Source organism: Billgrantia tianxiuensis (assembly GCF_009834345.1).
GTDB classification, from domain to species: Bacteria; Pseudomonadota; Gammaproteobacteria; order Pseudomonadales; family Halomonadaceae; genus Halomonas; species Halomonas tianxiuensis.
In genome coordinates this window covers 2,400,401-2,413,587 of the sequence record NZ_CP035042.1, presented here as the reverse complement: position 1 = coordinate 2,413,587, position 13,187 = coordinate 2,400,401, and the positions used below count along the sequence as shown (strand labels likewise).

At 62.8% G+C, this 13,187-nt stretch carries 16 protein-coding genes and 1 pseudogene; 5 read left to right on the top strand and 12 right to left on the bottom strand.

The window, feature by feature from the left end; translation table 11 throughout:
- Positions 1-34 precede the first annotated feature (34 nt).
- The 4 genes from EKK97_RS11245 to EKK97_RS11230 all read left to right on the top strand — a co-directional run bounded on the left by EKK97_RS11245 (position 35) and on the right by EKK97_RS11230 (position 3,130).
- Positions 35-1,030, top strand: a complete 996-nt coding sequence (locus EKK97_RS11245; RefSeq protein ID WP_159551917.1) for a TRAP transporter substrate-binding protein — start codon at positions 35-37, stop codon at positions 1,028-1,030.
- Entirely contained in the window at positions 1,031-1,573 is a 543-nt protein-coding gene (locus tag EKK97_RS11240; RefSeq protein ID WP_234286280.1) for a TRAP transporter small permease, read from the top strand.
- Positions 1,570-2,829 carry a TRAP transporter large permease gene (locus EKK97_RS11235; RefSeq protein WP_159551915.1) on the top strand — a complete coding sequence of 420 codons (1,260 nt, stop codon included), beginning with the start codon at positions 1,570-1,572 and terminating at the stop codon, positions 2,827-2,829. Before EKK97_RS11240 ends, EKK97_RS11235 begins: the two co-directional genes overlap by 4 nt.
- A gap of 85 nt (positions 2,830-2,914) precedes the next feature.
- Complete coding sequence (locus tag EKK97_RS11230; protein WP_159551913.1) at positions 2,915-3,130, top strand: hypothetical protein; 216 nt, start codon at positions 2,915-2,917, stop codon at positions 3,128-3,130.
- 6 nt (positions 3,131-3,136) lie between these two features.
- Here EKK97_RS11230 and EKK97_RS11225 read toward each other — a convergent pair whose 3' ends face one another.
- Together EKK97_RS11225 and EKK97_RS11220 are read right to left on the bottom strand one after the other, a co-directional pair.
- A complete protein-coding gene (locus EKK97_RS11225) occupies positions 3,137-3,724 on the bottom strand; it encodes a DUF938 domain-containing protein (RefSeq protein ID WP_234286281.1) in 588 nt (195 codons plus the stop codon).
- Positions 3,725-3,826: 102 nt separating this feature from the next.
- On the bottom strand, positions 3,827-3,979 hold the full coding sequence (locus EKK97_RS11220) for a hypothetical protein (protein WP_159551909.1): 153 nt from the start codon (positions 3,977-3,979) through the stop codon (positions 3,827-3,829).
- Between the two features lie 164 nt (positions 3,980-4,143).
- Between EKK97_RS11220 and EKK97_RS11215 the strand changes: the two genes are divergently transcribed.
- The gene (locus EKK97_RS11215; RefSeq protein WP_159551907.1) at positions 4,144-4,395 is read left to right on the top strand and encodes a hypothetical protein; all 252 of its coding nucleotides are present in this window, start codon (positions 4,144-4,146) and stop codon (positions 4,393-4,395) included.
- Positions 4,396-4,453: 58 nt separating this feature from the next.
- Here EKK97_RS11215 and EKK97_RS11210 read toward each other — a convergent pair whose 3' ends face one another.
- From EKK97_RS11210 to EKK97_RS11170, 10 genes and pseudogenes are all read right to left on the bottom strand, one after another.
- The gene (locus tag EKK97_RS11210; protein WP_159551905.1) at positions 4,454-5,644 is read right to left on the bottom strand and encodes a DUF418 domain-containing protein; all 1,191 of its coding nucleotides are present in this window, start codon (positions 5,642-5,644) and stop codon (positions 4,454-4,456) included.
- Positions 5,645-5,743: 99 nt separating this feature from the next.
- On the bottom strand, positions 5,744-6,391 hold the full coding sequence (locus EKK97_RS11205; protein ID WP_159551903.1) for a glutathione S-transferase family protein: 648 nt from the start codon (positions 6,389-6,391) through the stop codon (positions 5,744-5,746).
- A 36-nt stretch (positions 6,392-6,427) separates the two neighbouring features.
- Positions 6,428-6,775, bottom strand: a complete 348-nt coding sequence (locus EKK97_RS24615; RefSeq protein WP_236551434.1) for a helix-turn-helix transcriptional regulator — start codon at positions 6,773-6,775, stop codon at positions 6,428-6,430.
- Between the two features lie 233 nt (positions 6,776-7,008).
- Positions 7,009-7,095: pseudogene (locus tag EKK97_RS24610) on the bottom strand (HTH domain-containing protein); the annotation flags it as partial.
- A 182-nt stretch (positions 7,096-7,277) separates the two neighbouring features.
- Positions 7,278-7,595: a cytochrome C oxidase subunit IV family protein gene (locus EKK97_RS11195; RefSeq protein WP_159551901.1), complete on the bottom strand. Its 318-nt coding sequence runs from the start codon at positions 7,593-7,595 to the stop codon at positions 7,278-7,280.
- An 85-nt stretch (positions 7,596-7,680) separates the two neighbouring features.
- Positions 7,681-8,337 (bottom strand): cytochrome c oxidase subunit 3, encoded by a 657-nt coding sequence (locus tag EKK97_RS11190; RefSeq protein ID WP_236551433.1) that lies wholly within the window; start codon positions 8,335-8,337, stop codon positions 7,681-7,683.
- 10 nt (positions 8,338-8,347) lie between these two features.
- Entirely contained in the window at positions 8,348-9,010 is a 663-nt protein-coding gene (locus EKK97_RS11185; protein ID WP_159551899.1) for a cytochrome c oxidase subunit 3, read from the bottom strand.
- Positions 9,007-10,812 carry a cytochrome c oxidase subunit I gene (locus EKK97_RS11180; protein WP_159551897.1) on the bottom strand — a complete coding sequence of 602 codons (1,806 nt, stop codon included), beginning with the start codon at positions 10,810-10,812 and terminating at the stop codon, positions 9,007-9,009. Before EKK97_RS11180 ends, EKK97_RS11185 begins: the two co-directional genes overlap by 4 nt.
- A 3-nt stretch (positions 10,813-10,815) precedes the next feature.
- Positions 10,816-12,219 (bottom strand): c-type cytochrome, encoded by a 1,404-nt coding sequence (locus EKK97_RS11175; protein ID WP_159551895.1) that lies wholly within the window; start codon positions 12,217-12,219, stop codon positions 10,816-10,818.
- Between the two features lie 231 nt (positions 12,220-12,450).
- Entirely contained in the window at positions 12,451-12,894 is a 444-nt protein-coding gene (locus EKK97_RS11170; RefSeq protein WP_236551432.1) for a DUF1269 domain-containing protein, read from the bottom strand.
- Between the last annotated feature and the right edge of the window lie 293 nt (positions 12,895-13,187).

The window sequence follows — 13,187 nt, the reverse complement described above, 5'->3', positions numbered from 1 at the left end:
CACAACGGTTTGACCCGACAAAGGAAAATTAATAATGAAAACGTTCGCACGCAGCACGCTGGCACTCGGCATCTCTCTCGCCCTGGTTTCCGCTGCCCAGGCCTCCGATTTCGAGGACATGGATCCCGTCACCCTGCGCCTGGCCCATGTGGTCAACGAGCAGGACGGTTTCCACATCGCCGCGGTCAAGTTCCAGGAACTGGTCGCCGAGCGCACCGATGGCACCATTTCCATCGACATCTACCCCAATGCCTCGCTGGGTGACGAGCGCACCCTGCTCGAGGGCATGCAGATCGGCACCGTCGACATGGGCGTGATCACCAACGGCCCGGTGGCCAACTTCGTCGAGGAGATGGCGGTGTTCGAACTGCCGTTCCTGTTCCCCTCGCCGGAAGCCGCCTACGAGGTTCTCGACGGCGAGATCGGCCAGGAACTGCTCGACAAGCTCGCCGACGTCAACCTCAAGGGGCTGGCCTACGCCGAACGCGGTTTCCGCAACCTGACCAACAGCGAACGGGCGGTACGCAGCCCCGACGACCTCGACGGCCTGCGCATCCGCGTAATGGAAAACCCCGTCTATACCGACACTTTCCGTGAACTCGGCGCCAACGCCATCCCCATGGCCTGGACCGAGGCCTTGACGGCCATGCAGCAGGGCACCATCGACGGCCAGGAGAACCCGGTCAACGTCATCCACTCGTTCAAGCTCTACGAGACCCAGGACCACATGACGCTGTCGCGCCACACCTACGCACCGGCCATCTTCGTCATGGGCATGCCGGCCTGGAACCAGCTGCCGGAAGCCGCCCGGGAGGTGCTGATCGAAGCCGCCCAGGAGGCCGCCGAGCACGAGCGCCGCATGAACGCCGAGATGGAGGCCGACCAGCTCGACGAGCTGCGCGCCGCCGGCATGGAGATCGTCGAGGACCCCGACCTCGAGGCGTTCCAGGCTGCCGTGGAGGGGGTCTACGAGAAATACGGCGACCAGTTCGGCGACTACCTCACCCGCATCCGCGAGGCCCTGCAATAAGTGAACGCTCCGCTGCACGCTCTCACGAGCTTGCTGCAGCGTAGCGAGCGCGCCCTCGACGCCGTCATCCAGCCCATCGTGTTCCTGGGCATGGCGGCGTTGATCGGCGTGATCACGCTGCAGATCGTCTCCCGCGTCTTCTTCACCGCGGTGGGCTGGACCGAGGAAGTCGCGCGCTTCCTGCTGATCTGGATCACCTTCCTCGGCGCCACCCTGGCGTTCCAGCGTGGTCGCCATATCGCCGTGACCTTCGTCGTCGACGCCCTGCCCCCGCGCCTGGCCCAACTGGCGCGTATCGCCGCGGTACTGGTGGCACTGGGCTTCATGATCGCGCTGGTCGTGATCGGCTATCGCTACATGCAGGTGCAAAGCTTCCAGCGCTCGGCTTCGCTACGGCTGTCGATGACCTACGTCTACGCCGTGATACCCCTCGCCGCCGCCATCATGGCCTGGTACGCCCTGGTCGACATCGTCGAGTTCATCGTCAAGGGCCCTCAGGCAGGCGAGACCGGCAGTGGCACCGCCGAGGAGCCGCCGCCATGACCGCCCTGCTGTTCGTGCTGTTCTTCGCCTTCATGCTGCTGGGCGTACCGATCGCGCTCGCCATCGGTGCCAGTTCATTGCTCGCCCTCAACGCCCAGGGTGTGCCGCTGATGGTGGTGACCCAGCAGATGTTCCAGGGCATCAACTCCTTCGCCCTGGTGGCCGTACCGATGTTCATCCTGGCCGGCGACCTGATGGCCCAGGGCAAGGTGAGCGAGAAGCTGGTCGATTTCGCCGACTCGCTGTTCGGCTTTCTCAAGGGTGGCCTCTCCATCGTGTCGGTGGGCGCCGGCATGTTCTTTGCGGCCATTTCCGGCTCCGGCGCCGCCACCACCGCCGCGGTGGGCTCGAGCCTGGTGCCCGAGCTCAAGCGCAAGGGCTACGATCCGGCCTCGGCGGCCAGCCTGATCGCCGCCAGCGGCACCATCGGCGTGGTGATACCGCCTTCGGTGCCGATGATCATCTATGCAGTCATCGCCCAGCAGTCGGTATCGAAGCTGTTCCTGAACGGCATCGTGCCAGGCATCCTGATGGGGATCGGGCTCGCCGCCATCGCCATCGTTCAGGCCTATCGGCGCAACTACCCGCGCGGTACCGCGCTGTCACCGGCGACGATCTGGCGCACCTTCAAGGGGGCGAGCTGGGGCCTGATGACGCCAGTGATCATTCTCGGTGGCATCTTTTCCGGCATTTTCACGCCGAGCGAAGCGGCCGTGGTAGCCGTCAATTACGCCCTGCTCGTCTCGCTGTTCGTCTATCGCAATCTTTCCTTGGCCGACGTCTATCGCATCCTGATCCGCTCGGCGATCACCACTGCGGTGATCATGCTGGTCATCGCCACCTCGGCGGTGCTGAGCTGGACGCTCTCCAGCTGGCAGGTCCCCGGCGCCATCGCCCAGGCGGTGCTGTCTCTCTCGACCAACCCCTACGTGATCATGCTGCTGGTAGTGGCAGTGATCCTGCTCACCGGCGTGTTCATCGAAACCGCCAGCGCCCTGATCATCCTTACGCCGGTGCTGCTGCCGCTGGTCGGCCAGCTCGGTATCGACCCGATCCACTTCGGCATCATCATCGTGATGGGCCTGGCAATCGGCATGATCACGCCGCCGGTGGCCATCAACCTCTACGTCGCCTCGTCGGTGACCCAGCTACCGCTGGAGCGGATCACTCGCGCCATCCTGCCTTACCTGCTGGGCCTGATCGCGGTCCTGCTGCTGGTGGTCTATGTCCCGATCCTGCTGGGCTGGTCGGGATGAAGCCGCTTCAACCACTTGACGACCTTGCGGTCTGGCCTCAGGCTGGCCGCTGAACCACCCATCGAAGGGATTCCACGTGATTACCATGCTGCGCCTCGCATTTCCTCTTGGTCTTGCCCTTGGCCTCGCCCTGCTCGCGGGCTGCACCACCTACACCTACGAAGACGGCAACCGCGAGACCCTATGGGGCGTCCCGGCCGAGGAGGAAACCCGGCGCTACGAGGACGATCGCCAGGCCGAAGGCGTACGCTATCGCGTACCGGGACAGGTCGACGAGACCCGCAGCGAAGCGGAGCAGTGACACCGCTCAGGCATGCAGGCGCAGCACCACGCTGAGGTTGTTGGCCGGCATCTCGACAGTCTGCTCGAGCATGAAGCCATGCGGCTGGGCCTCGCCAACCACCTGTTCCAGGTCACGCACGCCCCATCGCGGATCGCGCGCCTTGAGATCGGCATCGAAGGCGGCGTTGCTTGCTGCGGTATGGCGACCGTCACGGCGGTACGGTCCGTAGAGATAGAGTACCCCGCCCTCTCGCAGCCGCTGCGCCGCTCGCGCCATCAGCGCTTCGGTCACTTCCCACGGCGAGATGTGCACGAGGTTGATCGCCACCACGGCGTCGAAGGGACCGGCCGGCCATATCCCACCGACATCCAGCGGCAAGGGCGCTTGCAGGTTGGCGAGGCCGGCGTGTTCGCGCCAAGCCGAAATCGAATCGCGCGCCTCGGGATTGGGGTCGCTGGGCTGCCACTCCCAGCCAGGTCTTGCAGCGGCAAAGTGCACCCCGTGCTCGCCGCTGCCGCTGGCCACCTCCAGGATCCGGGCCCGTTCGGGCAGGATCACGCTCAGGACATCGAGTATCGGCTGGCGATTGCGAGCCGCGGCTGGGCTCATCATGCGGCGGCTCATGGTCTCGGTCGGCCTCGCTGTTCATGGTTGGTTAATGGATACGAACAAGGCCCCGGTAACTGCCGGGGCCTGAATTTCACGGATGACGACTCACGGATGACGGCGACGCTGGTGCTCTGCCGTCGAGCGCGCCTGACGACCACGAAAGCCGTCGATCATCTGTTTGCCCTTGCGCCTGAGCCTCTCACGATTTTCCGGTTTGCGCAGCCACCATGCTGCCGCGAGTCCTATCAGCTTCTTCATACCTGACCTCCTGTTGTCGGGCGGGTGACTCTTCCTGTATGGACCGCGGCACGAGTCAGGTCAAGCGTAGCGGCCCCTTCCGGCCAGGTCCCGGCCACGCCGTCATTCGCCAAGCATGGCTTCCTCTGCCATGGTTAAGGTGGTCAACCACCATGGAGGAAGTCATGACGCGAACGGCACGTGTCGAGCCGATCAGGGAAGAGAGTCGCGAGGCGGTTCTGGTAAGCGGTTGGCGGGTGCTCGACGTCACCGACCCCGACCTGCCGCAGGAGATCTCGCGCCACGATACCGAACCGGAAGCCATCGAGGCCGCCCGGCAGTACGAGCACGAGACCTCGCTCGAACCCGGGTCACCACCCGACGACACCCAGGATTACGACGCCTCCGATCCCCACGGCGGCAAGGATCTACCTTGAACCTTCACCGAGCCTGAGCCCAGGCCCGGCATGGCCAGTCGTGTTTGCCGGGCCGCTCTTATCGCCTGAAGGGCTGAGCGCGTCGATAAGTCAGGCTGCGCCACAGCCACTCCAGCGGTCCGTACTGGAAATGGCGTAGCCATAGCGCTGCCAGCCACAGCTGCAGCAGCCAGATCGCCAGCACGATGCCCAGCTGTTCACTGCGCTCTACCCGGCCGAACCAGCCCAGGCCATACCCCTGGAAGATCAGGCTGCACAGTACGCTTTGCAGGATGTACTGGCTGAAAGCCGTCCGCCCTACCGCAGCCAGCTTGCGAGTGAGCCCGGGGAGCCACGCCGCCTTGAGCGCCAGCATGACGCATGCGACCCAGCCCAGGCTGACCAGGACGCTGCCCCAGTAGTTGAACTGGGTGCCGACGAACAGCGAGCTCGGCCCCCAGCCGTTGGCGAAATTCCAGTAGATGCCATAGGCAACCACTGGCAGCCCCAGTGTCAGGGCGGCGCCGAGCATGGCCACATAGGTTCGCCTGCCAGCCTGGCCACTCAGCACGCCAAGGCGGTACAGCGCCATGCCTATCAGCATCAGGCCCGCCGCCCGCCACAAGCCCCACACCAGCAGTGTGAAGGTCTGCACCTCGAAGGCCAGCTCAGCGCGGTAAGGGAACTGCTCGAACCAGCCGCTGCGATAGCGCGCTATCTCGGTCTGCAGCTGTTCGACGGGAGGGTGCCACTCCGCCTGCAAGGCGAGCCGCTCGGCCTCCGGCCACATCGACATCGTGCCGCCGAGAAAGAGGAAGATCGCCGAGGCCACCGACAGCAACGTCAGCCCCAGGATCAATTGAATGGCGGGCGATAGTCGGCGACAGGGATACAGCAGCATGCCGCAAACGGCGTAAGTGAAGAGTATGTCGCCGTACCAGATCAGGTACGCATGAACGACGCCGAAGAGCAGCAGCCAGCCTTGGCGGCGGAAATGCAAGGAGCCCACCGGGCGCCCCGCAGCCTCCGCCCGTTCGGTGAACAGCACGATGCCGGCGCCGAACAGCATGGAGAACAGCGCCATCATCTTCTGGTCGGCAAGCAGATGCGAGACCAGCCAGGCGGCCAGGTCGACTCCCTCCAGGCGCCCCCAGGCAGTCGGGTTCATATAGGCGGCCTGGGGCATGGCGAACGCCTGCACGTTCATGACCAGAATGCCAAGCAGCGCTACGCCGCGCAGCACGTCGAGTGCCTCGATACGATCACTCATCTTCGCGCTTGCTTCGAACCTCCGATCGCGGCATGCGCCGCTTGAAGCCGGCGGCGGGCCGCGATCGGATCTCAATCATTCGGTCGCGGCCCGGCATACTCATAGCGCGGTGGGTTGCCCGTCCGCACCTGTCTGGCTGGCCATGGCCTCGGCCATGAACGCCTCGCAGCGGAGATTGGCCGGGCGATCCTTCAAGCCGGCCCAATACGCCTCGAATTCGGGGCGCTTCTCCAACGTACCGAATTGCATGCCCCAGCCGATATGCGAGCCGACATAGACATCCGCGGCGGTAAAGGTATCGCCCGCGATGTACTTGCGCCCCGCCACTGCCCTGGCGAGGGTATCGACGACGGCTTCATAGGAGCCGCAACCGAACTGCATCTCCTGCTCCGCCGTAAGCGAGAAACCGGCATGCTTGAGCGACAGGGCCATCTCCACCGGCCCGGCGGCGAAGAACAGCCAGCGGTAGTAGTCTCCGCGAGCCTCGGGTGCCGGCAGCAACCCGGCTTCAGGGAAGGCCTCGGCGAGGTAGGCGCAGATCGCCGCAGCTTCAGTCACCACGCTATCGCCATGGCGGATCGCCGGCACCTTGCCCATCGGATTGACGGCCAGGTAATCCGGCGACTTCATCGGCGACCCGAACTCGAGCACCTCCATGCGGTAGGGCTGGCCGATCTCCTCCAGCATCCAGTGCACGATGGCGGCCCGCGACATAGGATTGGTATAGAAAACGATGTCGTGTTTCATGGGGTGCTGCTCCCTTCGGTTTGAGGTAGCGACAGCCTACCGCTCGACACTGACAGATTCTGGCAGTAGGGTGTCCAGCCACTCCTTCTCCAATAGCGCTCGCGGCCTTGGGTAACGTTCATCCAGCGAATCGCCCGCTTCGATTCGATCGGCACGAAAGCTGCGAAAGTCCCGTCTCAGCTCACACCAGGCAACGACGAGGCGAGTCGACTCGAAGAAGGCAATGGCGATGGGCCAGATCACGCGCGTAGAGCGCTCCCCTTTCTGGTCGCGATACTCGATGCGCAGCTTGCGCTCGCTGCGAATGGCATGACGCAGCACCTCGAGATCGACCACCTGGGGCTTGTCCCACCCGGGCCCCACCAATAGCGCCGAGTCCTGCATCCTGTGACGCAGTTCGCCGGTAGCACGGCGGCCACCTTGGCCAGGGCATCCCCAGCCGCACGCGACAGGCCATCGTCCGCGCGGCGCTCCACCCACCTGAGCCCCAAGGTCAGCGCTTCGAGCTCCTCTTCCGTGAACATCAGCGGTGGCAGCATCAAGCCGGGGCGGAGCAGGTAACCCATCCCCGGCTCACCCTCGATTTCGGCGCCAATGGCACGTAGCGAGGCGATGTCGCGATAGAGGGTACGCAACGAGACGTCGAGTTCTCGGGCCAGCGCGGTACCGCTGACCGGACGACGATGGCGTCGAAGCACTTGCATGAGATCGAAAAGCCGCGTCGTCCGAGACATGGGAGCAGGTCTATTCCTGGTTCATGGAGACAAAGTTCACCCGCCTGGCTGCCGATCGGCTTGGGCATCACGACGCCGGTTGGCGAAATGCCCGCGCAAGCATCAATCTCCTACGCCCCCATTACGTTCGGAAAACGTCGCCGTTGCAAGCCTCAGCCGGTAAAGAAAGTCAGGCGGGAACTGAGCGTATAGTTCGCTTCCAACGCCATCAAGACTGCCAGGAACAGTAGCGCCGCCGGCGGCAGCAGTACCGTGTAGATGATCGACAGGCGCTCCCAAGCCATGTGCATGAAGAAGGCCACGATCAGCCCTGCCTTTAGCAACATCAACAGAGTGATCAGGCCCCACTTGAGAATACCCTCGAGACCCGAGAGGTCCACCAGGTACGAGAGCACGCTAAGCACGAATAGCCACAGCCAGACATGCAGGTAGACGCGCAATTCGGGCTGCTGATGGCTGCCTTGGTCCATGATGCCTCCTACCACAGATAGAAGAACGCAAAGATGAAGACCCATACCAGATCGACGAAGTGCCAGTAGAGCCCCAGGCTCTCGATCATTCCGTAGTTGCCCTTGCGACCGGTGAGAAAGCCAGGGCGTCCCCCTCCAGGGAACCGCGCATAACCTTGGCCGCCATGATCACGATGAAAATGACGCCGATGGTGACATGAGTGCCGTGGAATCCGGTGATCAGGAAGAACACGGCCCCGAACTGAGCCGCTCCCCAAGGATTCTCCCAGGGACGTACCCCCTCGCCGATGAGCATGGTCCACTCGAAGGCCTGCATGCCGACGAAAGTCGCCCCGAGCAGCGCCGTGATCAGCAGCAGCGCAGCCGTGCGGCGGCGCTCGTTCGCATAGCCGTACTTGACAGCCAAGGCCATGGTGCCGCTGCTCGAAATCAGGATGAAGGTCATGATGGCGATCAGCAGCAGCGGGATCGAATGACCGCCAACACTGAGCGCAAACACTTCGCCGGCATCCGGCCAGGGTTCCACGGTCGACATGCGCAACACCATGTAGCCGACCAGGAAGCAGGCGAAGATGAATACATCGCTGAGGATGAAGATCCACATCATCGCCTTGCCCCAGGGCACATCGAAGACACGGCGCTCCGACGACCAGTCGCTGACCAGGCTGGCCAAGCCCTCCCGAGGTATCGGGCGGGTCAATTTCTCAGGCGTCGACGGATGACCGGGATGCGGGTGTGCCATGATCCTGTCCTCAAGTGGTCAACAGCAGTGCGAAGAGAATCCCCCACACCACCAGCAGGAAATGCCAGTACAACGCGCACAGCTCGACGCTGGCCAGCATTTGTCGCGGTGTAGCGCCCCGGCGCAGGCGAAACAAACTGCGCGACCAGGCAAACAAGCCACCCAGCAGGTGCAGGACGTGCAGGGCGGTCAGCAAGAAGAAGAAAGCATTGGCCGGGTTGGCGGAGAGGTAGATCCCCCTGGCTTGCAGCTGCCACCAGGCCAGCGCCTGGCCCAGGATAAAGGCGATGGTGAAACCACCTCCCACCAGCAGGCCCCGCCGCAACTGCGGCCCGTTGTCACGACGAGCCGCCCCCCAGGCGGACTGCAACGCTATGCTGCCGAGCACCAGGCAGGCGCTGTTCCACCACAGCAGGCCGGGTACCGCCAGCGGCTGCCAGTCATGCCCCATCTCATGGCGCATCAGATAAGCACTGATGGTCAGCGCAAACAGCGACGTGGCCACGGCCAGGAACACCGCCAGCCCCACACGGGAGGCAGTCAGCGCGGGTGGCAACTGGCTGCTCCGTGCATCGGTCTGTGCCACCCAGGGACGAGCGTTGATCGAGTGACTGAACAGCCAGCCGCCGAACAGCGCCATCATCACCGCCAGGAACACCAGCGTCACGCTCATGACGGCAGCCTCCCTTGCGCAATCTCCCGGTCCACCGGATCGGCCATCTCGACCTCGTCGGGCGCCATGTTCTGGGGAATGAAGTCATGCTTGGCGCCAGGAACCCCATAGTCGTAGGCCCAGCGATAGACCACCGGCAACTCGGCACCGAAGTTGCCGTGGCGAGGCGGGGTGTGCTCCGTCTGCCACTCGAGGGTGGTCGCCCGCCAGGGATTGGGCCCCGCCTCGCGGCCACGGAAGTAGCTGCGCACCAGGTTGTAGAAGAACACCAGTTGCACCAGCGCCACGACGATAGCCGCCACGCTCATGAAGGCATTGAGGGTCTGGATCGAATCGGGAATGTAGCTGGTCTCGCCATAGCCGTAGTAGCGGCGCGGCACGCCAGCGAACCCCATGAAGTGCATCGGATAGAAGATCGCGTAAGTGCCCAGGAACGTGACCCAGAAGTGGATCTTGCCCAGGAAGTCGTCGAGCATGCGCCCGGTGATCTTGGGATACCAGTGATAGATCGCGCCGAACACCACCAGTACTGGCGCCACCGCCATTACCATGTGGAAGTGGCCGACCACGAAGTAGGTATCCGCCAGCGGCACGTCGACGGTGACGTTGCCCAGGAACAGGCCACTGAGCCCGCCATTGACGAAGGTAAAGATGAAGCCGATGGCAAACAGCATGGGCACGGTCAGGCGGATATTGCCACGCCACAGCGTGAGCACCCAATTGTAGACCTTGATTGCCGTGGGCACGGCGATGATCAAGGTGGTGGTGGCGAACAGGAAGCCGAAGTAGGGATTCATGCCGCTGATGAACATATGGTGAGCCCAAACCACGAAGCTGAGCACGCCGATGAGAATGATCGCCCAGACCATCATGCGATAGCCGAAGATGTTCTTGCGGGCATGGGTGGCGAGAATGTCGGAGACAATGCCGAAGGCCGGCAGCGCGACGATATAGACTTCCGGGTGCCCGAAGAACCAGAACAGGTGCTGGTAAAGCAAGGGACTTCCCCCCGCGTGGGTCGACTGCTCACCGAGGTTGAGCATTTCCGGCATGAAGAAACTGGTGCCCAGCAACATGTCGCAGAGCATCATCAGGATCGACACCAGCAGCGCTGGAAAGGCCAGTAGCGCCATCACCGTGGCCATGAAAATCCCCCAGATGGTCAGCGGCAGACGCATCAGCGTCATGCCACGGGTGCGTGCCTGAAGCACCGTGACCACATAGTTGAGCCCACCCATGGTGAAACCGGCGATGAATACCCCTAGCGAAGCGAGCATCAGCAACATGCCGCCGTGGATTCCCGGAGTACCGGGGCTGATCGCCTGGGGCGGGTACAGCGTCCAGCCGGCGCCCGTCGCCCCACCGGGCACGAAGAAACTCGCGACCAGGATCAGGACTGCCGCCAGGTAGAACCAGTAGCTCAGCATGTTGAGGTAGGGAAACGCCATGTCCCGTGCGCCACACATCAAGGGGATCAGGTAGTTGCCAAAGGCGCCCAGGAACAGTGCGGTGAGGAGATAGACCACCATGATCATGCCGTGCATGGTCACGTACTGCAGATAGCTGGATGGGTCGATCAGCGAGAAGGTGTTCGGAAAGCCCAACTGCAAGCGCATCAGGATCGACAGCACCAGCGCCACCAGCCCGATGGCAATGGCGGTCAGTCCATATTGGATGGCGATTACCTTGGCATCCTGGCTCCACACGTACTTGCCGATGAAGGTCTTGGGGTGAACCAGCTCCACATTGTCGAATTCGCCCGCCTGGGCATGCGGTACGCTGTGCTGACCGTGCTCCGACATGATTCACTCCTCCACGCCGCCTGGGTTCGCTGCCGCCATTTCCACCCTGGGCTGCGGCAGGGTCATGATGTATGCCACCACGTCGCTGACTGCCCGGTCGTCGACCAGCACCTGGGCCATCTCGACCATCTGGTTGCCATAAGGGTCCTCGCGGTGTCGCCCGCGCACCCCCTGGCGGAAATTCTGCAGCTGCCGCTCCAGATACCAGTCCGATAGGCCCGCCAGGCGTGGCCCATTGGTAGCGCGTATGCCCTGCCCCTGCTCGCCATGACAGTTGGCGCAGGTGCGGTAGCGCCGCGCGCCCCGCTCGGGATCGCCACCGGCAAGGCTGGCCTGAACGGGCTGGTCGGGCAGAGACCCTATATAGGCCGCCACGTCGGCGATCGCCTGACGGTCGGGCAGCATGGTGGCGAACGGCCGCATTTGCTGGCCATGAGTATCGTCCTCGTGGCTGCCGCGGGCGCCGGAGCGGAACAGCCCGAGCTGGCGCTCGAGATACCAGGGATCCAATCCGGCGATCTTCGGCGCATTGAGAGCCTGGTTGCCCTGCCCCTCCGGGCCATGACAGGCGGCACAGCTGGCATAAAACTCACTTCCCGCCTCAGGGTCGCCGGGTGACAGCTGGGCAAGTTCGGCATGGGTAGTGCGTTCGCTCAGCCAGGCATCGAAGGCCTCCTGTTCGACGACCTCGATGCGCCCGCGCATGGCGAAATGAGCAATACCGCAAAGCTGGGCGCAGACGATCTGATACTCGCCAAGCACAGTGGGCGTGAACCAGAAGTAGGAAGTCTGCCCCGGCACCATATCCATCTTGGCGCGGAAGTTGGCCACCTTGAAGTTGTGCAGCACATCCTTGGATCGCAGCACCATCTTGACCGGGCGATCGACAGGCAGGACGAGATGCGGCGTCGTGATCAGGATGTCGTCCTGACCGGCGGGATCGTCGGCCATGCCGAAAGGGTTATGCTCGTCGATGAGGCGATTGTGGACCGTCCCGAATCGGCCATCCTCGCCGGGAAAACGAAAACTCCAATGCCACTGCTGCCCTACCACCTCGACCTCATGGGCATCTTCCGGGGGTGAAACGAAAGAGCCCCAGACAAGCAGTCCGGGAGCTAGCAGGCCAGCGATTCCCAGCGTGGTCAGGCCGGTCAGCCACAACTCGAGCCGCTTGTTCTCGGGGTCGTACTGGGAGCGCCGCCGCCTGTTGAATCGATAGCGGACGACCACATAGGCCAGGAACAGGTTGACGGCCAGGAATACCGCCCCTGTCACCCACAGCGTGATCGTAATGGTATCGTCGATAGTCCCCCAGTTGGAGGCCAGCGGCGTGAGGTACCAAGGGCTGAAGAAGAAGAACAGTACCGACCCCATCGCCAGCGCGATGACCGCAACCGCAATAGCCATGACTGTCTCCTTCCTTCGGCCAAGGAGTAGAAAGAACGGCGATAACGGCGATTCGTGGCCCTAGGAGGCCATCGAATTTGACCGATCATCGCGAGGGAGTCGGTTTTCATTGCAGATCAGCGTCAAGTCTGACGTCCTCCTAGATACCGGTTCCGCAATGATGTCGGCGCTCTTCCGGCGTGACCTTGTCGATGATGACCTCGGGGTGATGGCGATGAATCACTGAGTAGATCATCGACTCACGCTCGTTGGGACGTCCACCATCATCAGATAAGCACCGTGCTCGATCTCTTCCTCGTACTTGTCGACCTTCACGTCGTGCACCGACACTCCCACCATGGTGCTCGTCCAGACACCGAACAGGCCGCCAAAGATGCCCATTGCGATGATCAAGGTGGCGATACCGGCGGTGGTGAAGTCTTCGCCCAGCACGTAGTAGACCACTACCCCGAGCACACACCCCAGAGGAAAGCCGAACAACAGGCCACGCACCGCGGCATGTGCCACATCTGAAGTCTGGAGCAGGGAGGCGCTGTTAACGCCGTTCTCCTCGAGTTTCAGCCACTCACGGCCAGTCACATGAACTTCCTTCTTGGATAACCCCAGGTCGGTCAGTTCATGGGCGATATTGATAGTGGTATTCAGGTCAGGGGTAAGAAAATAGAGGCGCTGCATGGCATGCCCTCCTCGATATGTCAGGGGAGACGCACGCGATTGGGGCGCACTTTCAACTGTGCAGCACTCTTCCTTAATTAACAACTCCTAACCCACCACGGCGTCTTTTTTATAGACCCGTTCCGTTGGGTAATCCCTTTATCAAAGTTGTCTATATTTCGTTTCTAGGCAAGTTTCATTCCGCTTAATTAGCGACACCCGGTTTCCGAGGGACATGTCGAGCGCCTGTCAGGCTAAGGAAGCGCTGAACAAATCGATGAGCGAGATGAAGCGGCTATGGATACCTGGCGGCA

Bases quoted from the DNA above. Each gene is read 5' to 3' on its own strand.
- EKK97_RS11245 (WP_159551917.1), top strand. From the start codon at position 35: ATGAAAACGTTCGCACGCAGCACGCTGGCACTCGGCATCTCTCTCGCC.
- EKK97_RS11235 (WP_159551915.1), top strand. From the start codon at position 1,570: ATGACCGCCCTGCTGTTCGTGCTGTTCTTCGCCTTCATGCTGCTGGGC.
- EKK97_RS11230 (WP_159551913.1), top strand. From the start codon at position 2,915: ATGCTGCGCCTCGCATTTCCTCTTGGTCTTGCCCTTGGCCTCGCCCTG.
- EKK97_RS11225 (WP_234286281.1), bottom strand. From the start codon at position 3,724: ATGATGAGCCCAGCCGCGGCTCGCAATCGCCAGCCGATACTCGATGTC.
- EKK97_RS11220 (WP_159551909.1), bottom strand. From the start codon at position 3,979: ATGAAGAAGCTGATAGGACTCGCGGCAGCATGGTGGCTGCGCAAACCG.
- EKK97_RS11215 (WP_159551907.1), top strand. From the start codon at position 4,144: ATGACGCGAACGGCACGTGTCGAGCCGATCAGGGAAGAGAGTCGCGAG.
- EKK97_RS11210 (WP_159551905.1), bottom strand. From the start codon at position 5,644: ATGAGTGATCGTATCGAGGCACTCGACGTGCTGCGCGGCGTAGCGCTG.
- EKK97_RS11205 (WP_159551903.1), bottom strand. From the start codon at position 6,391: ATGAAACACGACATCGTTTTCTATACCAATCCTATGTCGCGGGCCGCC.
- EKK97_RS24615 (WP_236551434.1), bottom strand. From the start codon at position 6,775: ATGCAGGACTCGGCGCTATTGGTGGGGCCCGGGTGGGACAAGCCCCAG.
- EKK97_RS11195 (WP_159551901.1), bottom strand. From the start codon at position 7,595: ATGGACCAAGGCAGCCATCAGCAGCCCGAATTGCGCGTCTACCTGCAT.
- EKK97_RS11190 (WP_236551433.1), bottom strand. From the start codon at position 8,337: ATGGCACACCCGCATCCCGGTCATCCGTCGACGCCTGAGAAATTGACC.
- EKK97_RS11185 (WP_159551899.1), bottom strand. From the start codon at position 9,010: ATGAGCGTGACGCTGGTGTTCCTGGCGGTGATGATGGCGCTGTTCGGC.
- EKK97_RS11180 (WP_159551897.1), bottom strand. From the start codon at position 10,812: ATGTCGGAGCACGGTCAGCACAGCGTACCGCATGCCCAGGCGGGCGAA.
- EKK97_RS11175 (WP_159551895.1), bottom strand. From the start codon at position 12,219: ATGGCTATTGCGGTTGCGGTCATCGCGCTGGCGATGGGGTCGGTACTG.
- EKK97_RS11170 (WP_236551432.1), bottom strand. From the start codon at position 12,894: ATGCAGCGCCTCTATTTTCTTACCCCTGACCTGAATACCACTATCAAT.